Here is a 15,982-nt window from a genome sequence, read left to right as displayed (position 1 = left end):
TCTGGGCAGTTACTCGCCATGGTGATGCCCTCCCTTCCTGCACTGGCGCACGTCCGCAAAGTCGGTGCAGCCCTCACAGCCCTCACAGAACGTTGGCATGAGCAATCGAGCATCAATGGCCAGGGCTGCATGACGTCCCGACACTCGCCCCTTGTTGGGCAGGCCCTGGGCCGGTAGGTGTCGGTCATCGTCGCCGCCGATGGTGATGGCCACTCCCTCGGGCAGTCGCTGGCGCAGACGACGAGCGACTGGGGCCAGATTGTCGGCATTGCGAGCGACCACGACCGGGTAGCCCATGGCTTCATGCAGGGCAGCAGCCGTTGACCAGCCTTCAGCCAGCAACACATGCTCAGCGCCAGCCAAGTGGCCTATCAGGCTCGCAGCGCCACGAACACGACCGCCAGGCAATGGGCGCTTGGCACCATCTGGAAAGATACGCTCCAGGTTGACCAGCTCCCCATCGAGGAACAGCGGCATCAGCAGCATGTCGCCCCGCTGGCGCAGGTTGTAGGGCGGCAGGCCCTTGCCGGTCAGGTAGGGATGGCCAGGATCAGCGGGGCGAGACTGTGCCCACCATTGAGCCGCTTTCACCTTGGCTTCGGCTTCCCGCTGGCGTCGCTCTTTGTCTCGTTGCTCACGGGCCCGCATGGCCTCCAGTCGGGCCGCTGCTACCGCCTCTGGATCGCTGGGGCCATCGAGCGTCACTGTCTCCACCAGGTCCATGTGCCAGATACCGAAGCTAGCCGCCTGGGGCGAGTGAATGCGGTACCAGCCGTTGGCATTGCCCTTGGCCTTGTCCGGCGTATCGAAGCGCTCAAAGCGTCCAGATGCTTTGGGTGTCAGCTTGACGCCATGCCTGGCCAACGCCTCGGCAAGCGCTGCCTCAATGCTGCTATGCTTGGCGAGCGCTTCGCGTGGCGCTTCACTATGGGCCTGGCTTCCTTCGGGGTGCCGGGCCCTTCGCGTATTGGTGATCATCACAGGGCCCTCCGTTCCACGCTCTGGGCGGTCAGGGCATCGAGCGTCGAACAGATCGCGCCAGCAATATGCCCAGTGGCATCAACAAGAGGCTGATAGCTGGACTGGGGCTGCCCCTCGTCAGTCAGCGCGTGGGCGACAGCATCGAGCCTATCCCCCAGCGCCAGCAGGTCATTGGCAGTGCTCACCAGTTCGGCGGCTTGTTCATGCGTCATTGGCTCACCTCCTGCGCTTGATGCACGAGACGTTCAGCAAAGGCCAGGACGGCGGCAAGGTGTGTTTCGACACCGTGCAGAGACGTGGCCATCAGCGCTGGTGAGACTTGAAGCTCGCCCCCATCTGCTGCATCGGATAGCGCAAGCTCTACCATCTGAGTCGCGCTCATTGCGTGCTGGACAGAAAGGGTCAGCGCGTCGAAAGCGTCTTCACGGTCGAGGCTTTCGGAAACGGTGAGGTAGTGGGCAGGACAGCTCATTGGGCCACCTCCTGGGCTTCCAGGTGGTGGGCTTTCTGCATGTGGTGGTTGTAGCGCTTGAGCCGGACGGCGGCGCTTGAATCAGAGAAGAGCGCAGCCTTTGCCATCGCTCGATGGGCAGCGGCGCGTGATTTGGACGGACTGAGGGTAGGGAATAGGCGTGTGATTGCCATGGGTGACGCTCCTAGAGTTGTGGAGTCGTCCCCGGATGCGGCCAAGCATCGAATGGGGGCGACTGTACGCGGGTTGGCCGACCGGGACTCTAGGAACCCGGCACGCCCGAAGGCGTCCCACGCACAGCCGCCATAACGCATAGCGGGCACAAAGAAAGCGCCAACTATGGAAGGGGCGCTTGTGCGCCTAGAGTCATTCGACCGGCCAAGGTCGGCTCCCGAATTTGCGGGAGCCGGGCCAGCATAGTGGCAGGAGGTAGCGGGCGCAAGCATCATGCAGACCCCCTTGCGATTCGGGGCTGTAGCAAGCCACTCACGTACGCTGTAAGCGCTTGTTTGCGCTGGTGGTAGTCTAAGCCTTGGCCCATCAGGAACGTATTGCGCTGCTCTACCATGGCGATCACGCGCAACTCACCTGGCGTCATCGAATCCCGATCCGCTCCCTTGAACTGGCCGAACAGCACGCCGTTGATCAGCCGTGCTTCATTCATGTAGTGATGGGGCTTCGATGCTTTGCCCTGGGCTGTTCGGGTCAGGTTTAGTGCATCGCACATACCTTGATAGCCAATGGCCGCAGAGTCGCGAAGGTGCTGCCAATCGTTCTGCTCACCATGGATCAGCTTGTCGATTTGTTCGTCACACCAGATTTCAAAGTCCACCGATAGCCAGCGGGCGAACTTGACTGCCAACTTGGGGTGAAGCCAGGTTCCGCCGCTGCGCCCTCGTGTCGTCCGGATTAAATCCCTCTGATTCGCGGTATTTAAGCGGCGTGCCAGTGCAGCCATGTATTCCTGTGTTTCATTGTTCCTCAGCCAAAGATCAAGGCGTTTCCCGTGCTGCCTGGCGATCTCGGTGGCATTGATCCAGCCGCCTGAGTCGAAGTGAACAGACTGGCCCTGGTAGTTGAGGGAGATAATGGTGGTTTTGCGGAGGCTCATGCTGCACCCCCTTGGGTACGGCTGGCCTCAATGCGTTGGTCGATCCAGGTGGATACCTCCTCCTCGATCCATGCCACGGCGCGGGGGCTAAGCTGGATCGGTGGCGGAAAGTCGCCAGCATTGATCAGGCGGTGAAGGGTGGAGTTCGAGATTCCGCAGCGTTGCAGCACTTCGGGGCGGCGGAGTAGTGCGGACTTACTGGTAGTGTCTGGCATGTCACGGTGCCCTATGCGATGGATGCAAGGGCACTGTGGCGCGGTGCTTTAGTTGTATGGTGCAAATGCAAATTGCAGATTGCAATTCACCGCCGCTTCTTCGCCTCCCACGCTGCAATAGCTGCGCTCACGTGCTCTTTTAGCTTTCTGTCACCCATTCCAGTAATTCCATCCGGAACCGCGCTAAGCATGTCTTGCACGATGCGGGATGCCTTGGGCTTGGTGCCATAATGGAAGTCAGGGCCATGTCGGCCAGCATACATTTCTACCAGGAGCCCAAGCACTTCCTGGACCCGGCTTTCATCGCCGTTGGCCTCTACACTTACTTTCGATTGTGGCTCCTCTAGGCCATCGATGAAGGCGTCCAGATTCACCCTACTTACGATTATCGTGCTTTCTTCGGGAAGCTTGGTCGTTGGAAACCACCTTGATGGGTCTCGGTAGCGTCTCTCCCACTGAGCGAAGCTGCTTTCATTGCCGCAAGCTTCGTGATCGGCCTGCGTCGCTACACGCTCGCATAGTCGATAGATGTGGCCTCCTCGCTCCAGCCACAAGCCTTCTAAGCCCCACGTATCAATATCAGGGCCGCCCACCTTGGGGTAGTACATCTCTTCGATGAGAGACTTTTCGGCAGAGAGCATAGGCAAGTCGTAGATTCCGCTTATGCTTTGCACCTCTTTTTCAAATTCCACGATATCCGTCTCTGAAATGATCTCGCCTAGATGCGTAGCATGCACGCTTTGATCTTTCACAGCATTCCGTATCTCTTCATCTAGGTTTTGTATATCGCCTATCTTCACCACTCCCACCGCTCGTAGCTTTTTCTCCAAAGAGGTTTTGGGCTCATCCCCTCTTAGCCACGAGAGTGGAGTTTCCGCCGGATGCAATATGACCCTTCCCTCGGTTATGTCATGTACTGTGCCTTTATTCGCTTCGGCTGAAGATATGAGATTCACAGAAAGCTTGATGCGCTTTTGGAGCGCTAGCTGAAGGATGTCAGCGACAGTGACTTTCTCGGAAAAAACGGCAGTGAGATGCGACGCAACATCTTCTAGGGTGAACCATTCTTTCAGGCTATAGAGTTTAGACCTCATCCGCGCTACTCCTTCGCGCTCACTCCAGGAAAGGATGACTGGCGGGCATGGTGGAGTTACCACGCTTTCGGGTGATCGGCCCTAGCCAGTCAACAGGGTGCGGCGGTTGCCGCTTGTCTCAGGCCCCGGCGCGGATCGGCACCACGTTGTCGGCACCAGTGCGCAGGGCGTCCAGGTAATCGGCCCAGCTTTGCAGCATCTCTCGACGTTGTTCCAGGTGAGAGGTGCGGTTGTAGGCACGTCCGTTGCTGTCCTTCACTGCGTGCGCCAATTGCTGCTCTATGTAGTGCTCGGGGTAGTTCAGGCGCTCGGCCAGGATGGTTCGCGCCATCGCCCTGAAGCCATGCGCCGTCATCTCACCTTTGAAGCCCATACGGTCCAGCGCGGCCTTGATGGTGTTGTTGCTCATCGGTCGCTTGCTGCTACGGATGCCTGGGAAAACGTACTCAGCACGTCCGGTCAGTCCATACAGGTCGCGCAGGATGCCCACGGCTTGGGACGGTAGGGGCACCACATGGGCTTGCCCTGTCTTGCTGGCATTGAACGTCCACGTGGCTTCCTCCAGGTCAATGTCGCTCCACAGCGCTTGTCGAAGCTCACCTGGGCGGGTGAAGACCAGAGGTGCCAGCTTCAAGGCGGCAATGGTGACTGGCTGACCCCCGTAGCCCTCAATCGCTTGCAGCAGGCCCACCACCTCTTTGGGGTCGGTCACGGCAGCGTAGTGCTTGGCCTTGTGGGGGCGCAGCGCTCCACGCAGGTCAGGCGTAGGGTCACGCTCCACGCGCCCTGTGGAAATGCCGTAGCGGAACACTTGGCCGCATAGCGTCTTTACTCGATGAGCCGTCTCGATATGGCCGCGCTCCTCGATGCGGCGCAGACAGGCCAGAAGCTCAGGCGGCGTGATCTCAGAGAGGGGGCGCTTGCCGATGATGGGGAAGGCGTCGCGCTCCAGGCGGCGCTTGTTTCGCTGGTAGTGGGCGGGCACCACGTCATGCTGGTGAACCTTCTCCAGCCATTCGGCGGCCACGGCCATGAACGTATTGGCCGCGTCTTGCTCACCCTGCTGGCGAGCGATGCGCTTAGCGGTGCTGGGGTCAATGCCCTGTGCAAGCTGGCGCTTGGCTGCGTCTCGTGCCTCGCGTGCGGCCACTAGGGAGATATCAGGATAGACGCCAATGGCCAGCCGCTTCTCCTTACCAGCGTGGCGGTACTTCATCCGCCAGTATTTGCTCCCGCTGGTGGAGACCTCCAGATACAGGCCACCACCATCGGCCATCTTGAATGCCTTTGCTCTCGGCTTGGCCATCTTCACGGCGGTGGCGGACAGCTTGTTGGTCTGGCGGCTCATTGGGGGCACCTCGGGGTGGTGATCGCCATATGCCCCCATCCTGTTGTGCCATATGCCCCCAAATGTGGGGGCAGGTCATTGGCCCGCCAAGCGCCTGCTGGCGCGCTTTGTGGCAGATTTGGGGGCATCAGGGTAGCGGCTTAGGCTATGTGCCCCCATAAATGCCCCCTTTGGTGGGGGCATGTCAAGAAACGTTGTGGAACGTCCAGACACAAGAAAGGGGCCCGAAGGCCCCTGTTCATGCGGTTTCTGGTGCTTGCTGGGAAGTCCTGAAACCTTGATTTGGTGGAGGCGGCGGGAATCGAACCCGCGTCCGCCGACACTCGCCCATTGGCTCTACATGCTTAGTTCCGTCATTTGATTTAACGCCTCGGGCTCCGACGGGCAGGATCCCGAAACACGATTCCTCCAAAGTTTAGCGATTGACGAGAGGACAGCGCCAACCGCGATCTCACCTATCTTGGCTCGTAGCCCATTGGCAACGGATGAGCACGTCGCCGCCGGGTAGGACTAGAAGCTAGCAGTTTTTACGCTGCCAGCGCGCCCTGAGCGTAGTTTTCGTCGTTTGCGACTATTTAATCGTGATGTTGGATTTACGAGATACATCACGCTCTCGGCATGCACCTCAGGGGTTGTCATCAGCGTCGAAACCATGTCGCCCCCGTAACGCCCCGCCAGTGTACCAAAGATCCGGCGGTCTGTACTACATCTGACGGCTCAGGCGCGGTTTTGTTCCCGCATGACGCGGCCCTTCTGACGCTGCCAGTCGCGGTCCTTCTCGGTGGCGCGCTTGTCGTGGAGCTTCTTGCCCGTCACCAGCGCCAGCTCACACTTCACCCGGCTGCCTTTCCAGTACAGCTTCAGCGGCACACAGGTGTGCCCCTTGTCCTGGGTGCGCGAGAAGATCTTGGCGATCTCCTTGCGGTGAAGCAGCAGCTTGCGCGTGCGCGTGGGGTCCGCCACCTCGTGGGTGCTGGTGGTGTTGAGCGGCATGATATGGCTGCCGAGCAACCAGGCCTCGCCGTTCTTCACCAGAATGTAGGTGTCGGTGAGCTGGGCCTTGCCGGCACGCAGGCTCTTGACCTCCCATCCCGCCAGCACCAGCCCGGCCTCGAAGGACTCGTCGATATGGTATTCGAAGCGCGCCTTCTTGTTCTGGGCGATGGTGTTGTTGCCGGGACCCTTGTCCTTTCCCTTCTTGCTGGCCATGGAACCTCTTGATGTCTGAATCGGTCGTGGAAGCGGTGTCGTAACCGATGCGGCCCGATGTGTAGCCTTCCGGGTCGACGCCAGGCGGTTGCCACGGCGGCGCTGCCCGTCGGTCCCCCTTTCGGCTGTCTCCAGTTCTGCCGGGGAAGCGTGCTACCATTTGAGGCCGAAATAACCGCTCATGATACGCCCTGGGCTTCTGGAAGTCAGCGGAGAGGTCAATGCCAACCGTCAATCGGTCCGCCATGGTGCGGCACACCCCCAAGCAGATGTTCGATCTGGTCAACGATTTCGAGCGCTATCCGGAGTTTCTGCCGGGCTGCCGTCGCGCGCGGCTGCTGGAGAAGGACGAATCGCACCTGATCGGCGAAATGACCCTGGGGCGGGCCGGCATCGAGCAGACCATCGTCACCCGAAATGACCTGCACGAGCCTGACCGTATCGAGCTGTCGCTGGTAAAGGGGCCGTTCAAGCGACTGGACGGACGCTGGAAATTCATCACCATGGGCGAGAACGTGTGCAAGGTCAGCCTGGAGATGGACTTCGAGTTCTCCAGCCGGCTGCTCGGCATGGCCTTTGGCAAGGTCTTCCAGCAGATCGCGGGCCAGCAGGTGGATGCCTTCACGCGGCGTGCCGATGAGCTCTATGGGCGCTGACAGCCCAAGACCCTCGGCTCCTCGAGTCGAGCCGGCACCCGCTGATCACTCGGCGGGGCCAGATATAAAGGAAGACGCAAGCGACGAGGTGCTTCGCGTGGAAGTGGCCTTTGCCTTGCCGCATAAGCAACGTCTTGTCGCGCTGCGCGTCGCCAAGGGCACGACCGCCAGCGAAGCGCTGGCGTTGGCCGACCTGCCGTCGCTGTTTCCCGAGCTGCCTGTGGAAACCTTCAGCGAGGCCAGTCTCGGTATCTTCGGCAAGGCGTTGAAAGAACCCTCACGGCAGATACTGCATGACGGTGATCGCGTAGAGGTCTATCGACCGTTGAAGATCGATCCCAAGGCGGCGAGGGCCGAGAGGGCGGCTCGTAGCCGCTCTTCCTCCTAGCGACCCTGGGCGGCCGGGGCAGGCGCGTCGCCGTCTGAGCGAAGGCGCTGCGCATGGAAGCGCCTAGATGTAGAGCCCACCAGGCGTAGAACCAACCAGGGTGGCCGTTGTGGCCACCCTGATGCGTGTGCTCGCTGGCGCCAACGGCTTACTCGCGCTCGGGATCCACGGTGCGGTTGTAGATCGGCTCGATATTGGCTTCGCCTTCGGGGTTATCGTCGCCGCCGCCGCTGGTGGGGCCTACGCCGTAGCTATGCTTGCCTGCCACGTCCGGGTTCATGCTGAAGTCGCCTTCCCGGTCGATATTGACCAGGTTGTTGCCGGCAAAGGTCAGGGTGACGCGTCTTTGCATCACGTCGCCGTAAGCTTCGTCGAGACGGTAGACGTAGTCCCACTGGTCGGCGCTGAACGGGGCCTCCAGCAGCGGCGAGCCCATGAGGTTGATGACCTCCTGTCGGGACATGCCGGGGCGCAGCTGTTCGACCATACTGTTGGTCACGAGGTTGCCCTGTGCCAGGTCGCGCTTGTACACGCTGAAGTAGGTGCAGCCGCTGGTCAGCGCCAGGGCCAGTGAAAGGGTGACAATTCCGGTCAACTTTTGCATTTGCGCCTGTTCTTCACTATCGTGGGGTCGGTCGATCATACCCGACCCTACCTGATACTGCGAAGAGCAACCATGGCCGACAAGAACCATGAATTGCGCAAGGCTGGACTGAAAGTCACTCTGCCGCGCGTAAAGATCCTGCAGATCCTCGAATCTGCCACCGATCAGCACCACCTCAGCGCCGAGGACGTGTACAAGACGCTTCTCGAAGCCGGTGAAGATGTGGGCCTGGCGACGGTGTATCGCGTGCTGACTCAGTTCGAGTCGGCGGGCCTGGTGATCCGACACAATTTCGACGGTGGCCATGCGGTCTTCGAGCTCTCCCAGGAAGAGCATCACGACCATATGGTGTGCCTGGAAAGCGGTGAGATCATCGAGTTCTTCGACGAGACCATCGAGCGTCGGCAGCAGGAGATCGCCGAGGAGCACGGCTTCGAACTCGTCGATCACGCGCTGGTCCTCTACGTCAGACCCAAGGGTTCCAAGGCGACGCGTCAGGAAGGCATCGCCAAGAAGTAACGGATCCCTCTGCGCGTAGCGCTGAGCAAGAGCCTCTGCCCCCGGGCGGAGGCTTTCTCGTGTCTGGAAGATGTGATCAGCGCTGTTCGGCCAGTGGATACACAAAAGCGCCACGTCCCCGTCAATTGGGGGCGTGGCGCTTGCGTTGTTGGCTCACTGTAAAATGCTGCTTTTTCTTGCGTACTGCTCTTCAGTATCGCTTTTCTGTGCTGTCTGGGTTCGCCGGGCCTAGTGGTGCGCCCTTTGGCTTGCGTCGAGCATCTCGCGGGCATGGGCCAGGGTCTGGTCCGAGAGTTTGACGCCGCCGAGCATGCGCGCCAGCTCGCCGACCCGCCCGGCTTCGTCCAGATGCGCCATGCGGGTGCGGGTGGAATCCTTGCGCGCCTTCTTCTCGATGTGCAGATGGTGGTGGGCCTGGGCGGCGACCTGGGGCAAGTGGGTCACCGTTAGTACCTGGCCACCCTGGCCCAGTCGCTTGAGCAGCTGGCCGACGATCTCGGCGGTGGCACCGGACACCCCGACGTCGACCTCATCGAACACCAGGCTGGGGATGGTGGAGTGCTGGGCGGCGATCACCTGAATGGCCAGGCTGATACGCGACAGCTCGCCACCGGAGGCTACCTTGGCCAGCGGGCGTGGCGGCTGGCCGGGGTTGGCGGCGATCAGAAAGCGCACCCGGTCCATGCCCTCTGGAGCGGCGGCATCGCGCCGACTGACGTCGACCTCGAAGCGGGCCTTGCCCATGGCCAGAAACGCCAGTTGCTGCTGGACTTCCTTGCCGAAACGCTTGGCGGCCTTTTGGCGAGCGGCGCTGACGGTCTCTGCCAGGGCACGCCATTCTGCCTTGAGGGCGTCGGCCTTCTCGGTCAGCGCCTCGAGGTCCTCGTCACCGCCCTCCAGTCCCTGAAGTTCTGCCGTCAGGCGCTGGTGCAGGGCGACGATCTCGTCGGGCAGTACATGGTGCTTGCGAGCGATGCGATGAGCCTCGCCCAGGCGCTGCTCTACCCAGGCCAGGCGCTCCGGGTCCAGCTCCACGTCGGCGACCACCTGATGCAGTTCGCGGCCGGCTTCCTCGAGCTGAATGCTGGCGTCACCGAGCAAGGCGATGGCGTTGGCCAGGGCTCCCTTGTCGCTGCCGGGCAGGGCGGCCAGGCGCTGGCTGGCCTGGTGGAGCAGGGGCAGGGCGCCGCCTTCCTCGCCATCGCAGCAGTCGAGGGCGAACTGGGTCTCCGCCAGGCGCGATTCGGCGTGGGCCAGCAGCTCCTGTTCACGTTCGAGTTGTTCGAGCTCGTCTTCGCCCAGGCCGAGTTGGTCGAGTTCTTCCACCTGATAGCGCAACAGCTGGCGACGGGCGCGGATTTCATCGCCGTCGTCGGCCAGCCGTTTCAGTTGTCGCCGGGTGGACTGCCACTCCCGATAGAGCTCGGCCAGTCGGCTCACCGATTCACGGTGGCCGGCCAGGTCGTCGAGCAGGCGCAGGTGGGTGTCCTCGGCCAGCAGGGCCTGGTGGGCGTGCTGGCCGTGGATCTCGATCAGGGTCTCGCCCAGCGACTTGAGGTCGGCGATGGTGGCCGGCTGGCCGTTGATCCAGGCCTTGGAGCGACCACTTCTGGTGACCACGCGCCGCAGCAGGCAGTCGTCATCGGGCAGTTCTCGGTTGGCAAGCCAGGCCCGGGCGTTGGGCAGATTGGCAATGTCGAAGCGCGCGCTCAGGTCGGCTCTGGACTGGCCGTGGCGCACGCTGCCGGCGTCGGCGCGTTCGCCCAGGCACAGGCCCAGGGCGCCAAGCAGGATCGACTTGCCGGCGCCGGTCTCGCCGGTGATGGCAGTCATGCCGCCCTCGAGCTCGAGTTCGAGGTGGTCGACGATGGCGAAGTCCTGGATCGAGAGTTCGGTCAGCATGCGTGCCTCCTGGTGGCGTCACCGAGCGGTGCGACGGTCAGTGCAAGGGTGGCGGTCGTACAGGGCGATGGGTGCGGCAATCGCTCGCGCAATCGCTAGAGCATCGATATGGCGCAATGGATGGGGGTTGGCATTACTGTTTATCCATCCATGTGGTGTCTGTTTATACAGTAGTCCAGGCGCGCCCTCAATGCATCCTTGCGCAGCAACTTCAGTGGTTGCGGGTCAGCGCTGCGGCAAATCCTGGGCCTGCCGGGGAAAGTCTGATCAGGATCTGCGTCTTTCCCCTTGAGATTGTTGTGGCCAACCCCATATACCCCTGCAACCTCTGGTCCCCGGACCAGCCACTGTACAGGCGGTGCTACCGCAATTGTTGGACTTCTTCAGGAGGCTGCACATGGCCAAAGATCCCCAGACCCCGTTGGATGACGAACTCGCTCGCCAGGAGCAGGAAGGCGAGCCGGAGCAGGCGGTCGATGCTGCCGAGGCCGTCGAGGGCGAACTCGAGGACATCGTCGATCAGGCTGAGGGTGAGGCACAGGCCGAGGCCGTGGAAGGCGGTGACAACCCCGAGGCCGAGGTGCTGGCGGCCCGCGTCGAGGAGCTCGAGCAGAGCGTGACCGAGGCCAAGGACCAGGCCCTGCGTGCCGCCGCCGAGGCGCAGAACGTGCGCAGGCGGGCGGAAGCCGAGGCCGAGAAGGCGCGCAAGTTTGCGCTGGAGAAGTTCATCAAGGACCTGCTTCCGGTGGTCGACAGCCTGGAAAAGGCGCTTGAGGCCATGGGTGAGGACGCCTCCGAGGTGCATCGCGAGGGTGTCTCCATGACCCTGAAGATGCAGCTCGACGTACTGGCCAAGTTCGGCGTCGAGATCGTCGAGCCCCAGGGCGAGCCGTTCGACCCGCAGTACCACGAGGCCATGGCCATGGTGCCGAACCCCGAGGTCGACCCCAACACCGTCATCGACGTGATGCAGAAGGGCTACGTGCTCAACGGACGCCTGGTGCGCCCGGCGATGGTGGTAGTGAGCCAGGCGGCCGGCTGAAACATCCGGCCCACGGGGCCTGACCGATACGGGTTGTCGACAGGAGTTGAACATGGGGCCTTGAAATCGGCGGAGACGCCCCCCAGATAGTCGGCAACCCCGCGGCGAACGCCGCAAGCCAAACTTCAGTTACGCAAGACACGAATTCGAGGATTTCCTATGGGACGCATCATCGGCATTGACCTTGGTACCACCAACTCCTGTCTGGCCGTGCTCGACGGCGACAGCGCCAAGGTAATCGAGAACGCAGAAGGCGCACGTACCACCCCGTCCATCATCGCCTACACCGATGATGGCGAGACCCTGGTGGGTCAGGCGGCCAAGCGTCAGGCGGTGACCAACCCGGAAAACACCCTGTACGCGATCAAGCGCCTGATCGGCCGTCGCTTCAAGGACGACGTCGTCCAGAAGGACATCAAGATGGTGCCCTACACCATCACCGAAGCCGACAACGGCGACGCCTGGGTCGAGGTCAAGGGCAAGAAGCTGGCACCGCCCCAGGTCAGCGCTGAAGTGCTGAAGAAGATGAAGAAGACCGCCGAGGACTACCTGGGCGAAGAAGTGACCGAGGCGGTCATCACCGTGCCGGCCTACTTCAACGACAGCCAGCGTCAGGCCACCAAGGACGCGGGTCGCATCGCCGGTCTCGAGGTCAAGCGCATCATCAACGAGCCGACCGCGGCTGCCCTTGCCTATGGCATGGACAAGTCACGCGGTGACAAGACCATCGCGGTCTATGACCTGGGTGGCGGTACCTTCGATATCTCCATCATCGAAGTGGCCGACGTCGACGGCGAGACGCAGTTCGAGGTGCTGGCCACCAACGGCGACACCTTCCTGGGTGGTGAGGACTTCGACCTCAAGCTGATCAACTACCTGGTCGACCAGTTCAAGGCTGACAGCGGTATCGACCTGTCCGGCGACAACCTGGCCATGCAGCGCCTGAAGGAAGCCGCCGAGAAGGCCAAGATCGAGCTGTCCAGCGCCCAGCAGACCGACGTCAACCTGCCTTACATCACCGCCGACAACACCGGTCCCAAGCACCTCAACGTGAAGGTGACCCGGGCCAAGCTTGAGTCGCTGGTGGAAGAGCTGGTGAGCCGTTCACTGGCGCCGTGCAAGACCGCGCTGTCCGACGCCGGCCTGTCCGCCTCCGAGATCGACGACGTCATCCTGGTCGGTGGCCAGACCCGTATGCCGATGGTTCAGGCCAAGGTCGCCGAGTTCTTCGGCAAGGACGCCCGCAAGGACGTCAACCCGGACGAAGCCGTGGCCGTGGGTGCTGCGATCCAGGGCGGCGTGCTCGGCGGTGACGTCAAGGACGTGCTGCTGCTGGACGTGACTCCGCTGACACTGGGTATCGAGACCCTGGGTGGCGTGATGACGCCGCTGATCGAGAAGAACACCACCATCCCGACCAAGAAGACCCAGGTGTTCTCCACCGCGGACGACAACCAGACCGCCGTGACCATTCACGTGCTGCAGGGTGAGCGCAAGCAGTCCAGCGGCAACAAGTCGCTCGGTCGCTTCGACCTGTCGGACATTCCGCCGGCGCCGCGCGGTGTGCCGCAGATCGAGGTAGCCTTCGACCTGGACGCCAACGGTATCCTCAACGTGTCCGCCAAGGACAAGGCCACCGGCAAGGAACAGTCCATCGTCATCAAGGCCTCCAGCGGCCTGTCCGACGACGAGATCGAGCAGATGGTCCGCGACGCCGAGGCCCACGCCGACGAGGACAAGAAGTTCGAGGAACTGGTGGCGCTGCGCAACCAGGCCGACGGCATGATCCACGCCTCTCGCAAGACCCTAGAGGAAGCCGGCGACAAGGCCTCCGAGGAAGAGAAGCAGGCCATCGAGAGCGCCATCAAGGAGCTCGAGGAAGCGCTGCAGGGCGACGACAAGGATGCCATCCAGGCCAAGCTCGACGCCCTGACCGAGGCCTCCGGCAACCTGGCGCAGAAGATGTACGCCGAGCAGGCGGACGCTGGCCAGCAGGCGGGTGACGCCGACGCTGGCGCCAAGAAGGAAGATGACGTGGTCGACGCCGAGTATGAAGAAGTCAACGACGACCAGAAAAAGCAGTAACCACGACATCTGAACCTCGGATGACGCCAACGCGGGAGCCGGACTCCCGCGTTGGTGTTGCTGAGCGTCGCGACGGAGGCGGACAGACCCATGTCCAAGAGAGACTACTACGAGGTACTAGGTGTCGAGCGCGGTGCCGATCAGAAGGACATCAAGAAGGCCTATCGGCGCCTGGCACAGAAGTACCACCCGGACCGTAACCCGGACGATGACACCTCGGCGGAAAAATTCCGTGAAGTGTCCGAGGCCTACGAGGTCCTGACCGACAGCGAGAAGCGTGCGGCCTACGACCAGTTTGGCCATGCCGGCGTCGACGGCCAGGGCGGTGGTGGCTTTGGCGGCGCCGGGGCTGGCGGCTTCAGTGACATCTTCGGTGATGTCTTCGGTGACATCTTCGGCGGTGGCGGCGGACGTCGTAACCCCAATGCGCCCCAGCGGGGCAGCGACCTGCGCTACAACCTCGAGCTTGACCTCGAGAGCGCGGTGGCCGGCACCAGTGTCGACATCCGTGTGCCGCGTCACATCGAATGTGAGCGCTGCGACGGCGAAGGTGCCGAGCCGGGTTCCACCAAGGAAACCTGCCCGACCTGTCACGGACACGGTCAGGTTCGCATGCAGCAGGGCTTCTTTGCCGTGCAGCAGACCTGCCCGACCTGTCACGGCAGCGGCCAGCACATCAAGGTGCCGTGCCACGCCTGTCATGGCGAAGGTCGCGTGCGCGAGACCCGCACCCTGTCGGTGAAGATTCCGGCCGGCGTCGATTCCGGCGATCGCATTCGACTCAATGGCGAGGGCGAAGCCGGTATCAACGGCGGTCCACCCGGGGACCTGTACGTGCAGGTCGCGATCAAGCCGCACCATATCTTCGAGCGCGAAGGGCGTCACCTGCAGTGTGAGGTACCGATCAACTTCGTCGACGCCGCCCTTGGCGGTGAGCTCGAAGTGCCGACGCTGGATGGTCGGGTGAAGCTGAAGATTCCGGCGGAAACCCAGACCGGCAAGCTGTTCCGCCTGCGCGGCAAGGGTGTCAAGCCGGTACGCGGCGGCCCCGCCGGCGATCTGTTGTGCCGGGTGGTGGTGGAAACCCCGGTCAAGCTCAGCGAGGAACAGAAGGATCTGCTGCGCAAGTTCCAGGACAGCCTGGGTGGCAGCAACGCCCAGCACTCGCCGAAGAAGTCGAGCTTCTTCGACGGGGTGAAGAAGTTCTTCGAAGATATGAAGCTGTAAGTCGCGTACCCTCGGGCCAGGAGTGATCCTGCGCCGACCAGGGCTTAGTGACGATGATCGACCCCCGACGCCTGGCGCCGGGGGTCGGTTTTTTGTGTCGGCTGCACATGGGCCGTCAGCGGGGCGTCACGCTCGGGCGCTTCTGATGGGCAGCTTGATTGGGTGGGGCAGAGCTTGTGGACGGCGCGGCTCTTCTGAACAGGGACGATGATCATGAGTGATAGGGATAGGCCCCTGGCGGGCATCGTGCTGCGCATCGCCTCCGGGGTGCTGTTCGCCGCCATGCTGGTGTGCGTGAAGTGGGTGAGCGACGAGGTGCCGCTGGGCCAGGTGGTGTTCTATCGCTCGGCCTTTGCGCTGTTGCCGATCGTGCTGTTTCTGGCCTGGCGTCGGGAGTTTCCGGCAGGGCTGGCGACCCGGCGCCCCTTGGGCCATCTGCTGCGCTCGAGCCTCGGCGCCGCCTCGATGTTTGCCACCTTTGCGGCCCTGGCGCGCCTGCCCGTAGCCGAGGCCACCTTGCTGGCCCAATTGGCGCCGGTACTGATGGCGATCGGCGGCGTGGTGCTGCTGGGCGAGCGCTTTACCCCACCGCGAGCGCTGGCACTGTTGCTCGCCGTGGGCGGGGTGGCGGTGCTGGTGGTGCCGGATATCGGCAACGCCGACAAGGCCGGGCAGTTGTCGGGTTACGCGCTCGGTGTGCTGGGGGCGTCGCTGACGGCTGCGGCGCTGGTCACGGTGCGGCGCATCTCGCGCACTGAGGGGGCCGGTGCCATCGCCTTCTACTTTGTGCTGGCCTGCACCCTGGCGGGCCTGGCGACCCTGCCGCTGGGCTGGGTAGCACTGCCGACCCAGACGCTGACGCTGCTGATCCTGGCCGGGTTGCTGGGCGGCGCGGCGCATATTTGCATGACCTTGGCGCTGCGCTTTGCCGAGGTGTCGAGGCTTGCCCCCTTCGAGTACATCGCCCTGGTGTGGCCGGTGCTGGCCGATCTCTGGCTGTTTGGCCAGCCGTTGTCGAGCGGCTTTCTGCTGGCGCTGCCGCTGTTGCTCGGCGGTGCCGCCCTGGCCGCCATGGAAGGCCGTCGCCTGGGGTGGCCGCGCCGGCGCTCGCCGCCCGAGAAAGACTAGT

At 62.7% G+C, this 15,982-nt stretch carries 17 protein-coding genes and 1 other RNA gene; 7 read left to right on the top strand and 11 right to left on the bottom strand.

Annotated elements, in window-relative coordinates; all coding sequences use genetic code 11:
* Positions 1-9 precede the first annotated feature (9 nt).
* From C6W88_RS21610 to smpB, 9 genes are all read right to left on the bottom strand, one after another.
* Complete coding sequence (locus C6W88_RS21610) at positions 10-978, bottom strand: primase/helicase family protein (RefSeq protein ID WP_181248651.1); 969 nt, start codon at positions 976-978, stop codon at positions 10-12.
* Positions 978-1,193 (bottom strand): hypothetical protein, encoded by a 216-nt coding sequence (locus tag C6W88_RS05645; protein WP_108131814.1) that lies wholly within the window; start codon positions 1,191-1,193, stop codon positions 978-980. The genes C6W88_RS21610 and C6W88_RS05645 overlap by 1 nt, the downstream gene beginning before the upstream one ends.
* Positions 1,190-1,453 carry a hypothetical protein gene (locus C6W88_RS05640; RefSeq protein ID WP_108131813.1) on the bottom strand — a complete coding sequence of 88 codons (264 nt, stop codon included), beginning with the start codon at positions 1,451-1,453 and terminating at the stop codon, positions 1,190-1,192. Before C6W88_RS05640 ends, C6W88_RS05645 begins: the two co-directional genes overlap by 4 nt.
* Before the next feature lie 445 nt (positions 1,454-1,898).
* Positions 1,899-2,564 (bottom strand): KilA-N domain-containing protein, encoded by a 666-nt coding sequence (locus tag C6W88_RS05630; protein ID WP_108131811.1) that lies wholly within the window; start codon positions 2,562-2,564, stop codon positions 1,899-1,901.
* On the bottom strand, positions 2,561-2,779 hold the full coding sequence (locus C6W88_RS05625) for a helix-turn-helix transcriptional regulator (protein WP_108131810.1): 219 nt from the start codon (positions 2,777-2,779) through the stop codon (positions 2,561-2,563). Before C6W88_RS05625 ends, C6W88_RS05630 begins: the two co-directional genes overlap by 4 nt.
* 86 nt (positions 2,780-2,865) lie before the next feature.
* Complete coding sequence (locus tag C6W88_RS05620; RefSeq protein ID WP_108131809.1) at positions 2,866-3,873, bottom strand: hypothetical protein; 1,008 nt, start codon at positions 3,871-3,873, stop codon at positions 2,866-2,868.
* Between the two features lie 118 nt (positions 3,874-3,991).
* Positions 3,992-5,221, bottom strand: a complete 1,230-nt coding sequence (locus tag C6W88_RS05615; protein ID WP_108131808.1) for a tyrosine-type recombinase/integrase — start codon at positions 5,219-5,221, stop codon at positions 3,992-3,994.
* Positions 5,222-5,504: 283 nt separating this feature from the next.
* Positions 5,505-5,884: a transfer-messenger RNA gene (ssrA, locus tag C6W88_RS05610) on the bottom strand.
* A gap of 54 nt (positions 5,885-5,938) precedes the next feature.
* Positions 5,939-6,430, bottom strand: a complete 492-nt coding sequence (gene smpB, locus C6W88_RS05605) for an SsrA-binding protein SmpB (protein WP_045992293.1) — start codon at positions 6,428-6,430, stop codon at positions 5,939-5,941.
* A gap of 221 nt (positions 6,431-6,651) precedes the next feature.
* On the opposite strand from smpB, the gene C6W88_RS05600 reads away from it, so the two are divergent.
* Positions 6,652-7,086 carry a type II toxin-antitoxin system RatA family toxin gene (locus tag C6W88_RS05600; RefSeq protein ID WP_045992292.1) on the top strand — a complete coding sequence of 145 codons (435 nt, stop codon included), beginning with the start codon at positions 6,652-6,654 and terminating at the stop codon, positions 7,084-7,086.
* Positions 7,087-7,174: 88 nt separating this feature from the next.
* Positions 7,175-7,474 carry an RnfH family protein gene (locus C6W88_RS05595; protein WP_231498540.1) on the top strand — a complete coding sequence of 100 codons (300 nt, stop codon included), beginning with the start codon at positions 7,175-7,177 and terminating at the stop codon, positions 7,472-7,474.
* Positions 7,475-7,622: 148 nt separating this feature from the next.
* Here the strand turns inward: C6W88_RS05595 and C6W88_RS05590 are convergent, their stop codons facing one another.
* A complete protein-coding gene (locus C6W88_RS05590; RefSeq protein WP_045992301.1) occupies positions 7,623-8,078 on the bottom strand; it encodes an outer membrane protein assembly factor BamE in 456 nt (151 codons plus the stop codon).
* A 72-nt stretch (positions 8,079-8,150) separates the two neighbouring features.
* On the opposite strand from C6W88_RS05590, the gene fur reads away from it, so the two are divergent.
* Positions 8,151-8,597 carry a ferric iron uptake transcriptional regulator gene (gene fur, locus C6W88_RS05585; RefSeq protein WP_045992290.1) on the top strand — a complete coding sequence of 149 codons (447 nt, stop codon included), beginning with the start codon at positions 8,151-8,153 and terminating at the stop codon, positions 8,595-8,597.
* Between the two features lie 228 nt (positions 8,598-8,825).
* Here the strand turns inward: fur and recN are convergent, their stop codons facing one another.
* Positions 8,826-10,499 (bottom strand): DNA repair protein RecN, encoded by a 1,674-nt coding sequence (recN, locus tag C6W88_RS05580; RefSeq protein ID WP_108131806.1) that lies wholly within the window; start codon positions 10,497-10,499, stop codon positions 8,826-8,828.
* Between the two features lie 397 nt (positions 10,500-10,896).
* Here recN and grpE point away from each other — a divergent pair, with 397 nt between their 5' ends.
* The 4 genes from grpE to C6W88_RS05560 all read left to right on the top strand — a co-directional run bounded on the left by grpE (position 10,897) and on the right by C6W88_RS05560 (position 15,981).
* Positions 10,897-11,541: a nucleotide exchange factor GrpE gene (gene grpE, locus C6W88_RS05575; RefSeq protein WP_108131805.1), complete on the top strand. Its 645-nt coding sequence runs from the start codon at positions 10,897-10,899 to the stop codon at positions 11,539-11,541.
* Positions 11,542-11,700: 159 nt separating this feature from the next.
* Positions 11,701-13,626 (top strand): molecular chaperone DnaK, encoded by a 1,926-nt coding sequence (gene dnaK / locus C6W88_RS05570; RefSeq protein WP_108131804.1) that lies wholly within the window; start codon positions 11,701-11,703, stop codon positions 13,624-13,626.
* Between the two features lie 90 nt (positions 13,627-13,716).
* The gene (dnaJ, locus tag C6W88_RS05565) at positions 13,717-14,853 is read left to right on the top strand and encodes a molecular chaperone DnaJ (protein ID WP_045992286.1); all 1,137 of its coding nucleotides are present in this window, start codon (positions 13,717-13,719) and stop codon (positions 14,851-14,853) included.
* A gap of 213 nt (positions 14,854-15,066) precedes the next feature.
* Positions 15,067-15,981, top strand: a complete 915-nt coding sequence (locus tag C6W88_RS05560) for a DMT family transporter (RefSeq protein ID WP_108131803.1) — start codon at positions 15,067-15,069, stop codon at positions 15,979-15,981.
* The last annotated feature ends 1 nt before the right edge of the window (position 15,982 follow it).

Source organism: Halomonas litopenaei (genome assembly GCF_003045775.1).
Classification (GTDB): Bacteria; Pseudomonadota; Gammaproteobacteria; order Pseudomonadales; family Halomonadaceae; genus Halomonas; species Halomonas litopenaei.
Note: the sequence above shows the minus strand (reverse complement) of the source record. Positions and strands in the feature narration are given on the sequence as shown.

Excerpts from the sequence above, each read along its gene's own strand:
- C6W88_RS21610 (WP_181248651.1), bottom strand. The coding sequence starts at position 978 with ATGATCACCAATACGCGAAGGGCCCGGCACCCCGAAGGAAGCCAGGCC.
- C6W88_RS05645 (WP_108131814.1), bottom strand. The coding sequence starts at position 1,193 with ATGACGCATGAACAAGCCGCCGAACTGGTGAGCACTGCCAATGACCTG.
- C6W88_RS05640 (WP_108131813.1), bottom strand. The coding sequence starts at position 1,453 with ATGAGCTGTCCTGCCCACTACCTCACCGTTTCCGAAAGCCTCGACCGT.
- C6W88_RS05630 (WP_108131811.1), bottom strand. The coding sequence starts at position 2,564 with ATGAGCCTCCGCAAAACCACCATTATCTCCCTCAACTACCAGGGCCAG.
- C6W88_RS05625 (WP_108131810.1), bottom strand. The coding sequence starts at position 2,779 with ATGCCAGACACTACCAGTAAGTCCGCACTACTCCGCCGCCCCGAAGTG.
- C6W88_RS05620 (WP_108131809.1), bottom strand. The coding sequence starts at position 3,873 with ATGAGGTCTAAACTCTATAGCCTGAAAGAATGGTTCACCCTAGAAGAT.
- C6W88_RS05615 (WP_108131808.1), bottom strand. The coding sequence starts at position 5,221 with ATGAGCCGCCAGACCAACAAGCTGTCCGCCACCGCCGTGAAGATGGCC.
- smpB (WP_045992293.1), bottom strand. The coding sequence starts at position 6,430 with ATGGCCAGCAAGAAGGGAAAGGACAAGGGTCCCGGCAACAACACCATC.
- C6W88_RS05600 (WP_045992292.1), top strand. The coding sequence starts at position 6,652 with ATGCCAACCGTCAATCGGTCCGCCATGGTGCGGCACACCCCCAAGCAG.
- C6W88_RS05590 (WP_045992301.1), bottom strand. The coding sequence starts at position 8,078 with ATGCAAAAGTTGACCGGAATTGTCACCCTTTCACTGGCCCTGGCGCTG.
- fur (WP_045992290.1), top strand. The coding sequence starts at position 8,151 with ATGGCCGACAAGAACCATGAATTGCGCAAGGCTGGACTGAAAGTCACT.
- recN (WP_108131806.1), bottom strand. The coding sequence starts at position 10,499 with ATGCTGACCGAACTCTCGATCCAGGACTTCGCCATCGTCGACCACCTC.
- grpE (WP_108131805.1), top strand. The coding sequence starts at position 10,897 with ATGGCCAAAGATCCCCAGACCCCGTTGGATGACGAACTCGCTCGCCAG.
- dnaK (WP_108131804.1), top strand. The coding sequence starts at position 11,701 with ATGGGACGCATCATCGGCATTGACCTTGGTACCACCAACTCCTGTCTG.
- dnaJ (WP_045992286.1), top strand. The coding sequence starts at position 13,717 with ATGTCCAAGAGAGACTACTACGAGGTACTAGGTGTCGAGCGCGGTGCC.
- C6W88_RS05560 (WP_108131803.1), top strand. The coding sequence starts at position 15,067 with ATGAGTGATAGGGATAGGCCCCTGGCGGGCATCGTGCTGCGCATCGCC.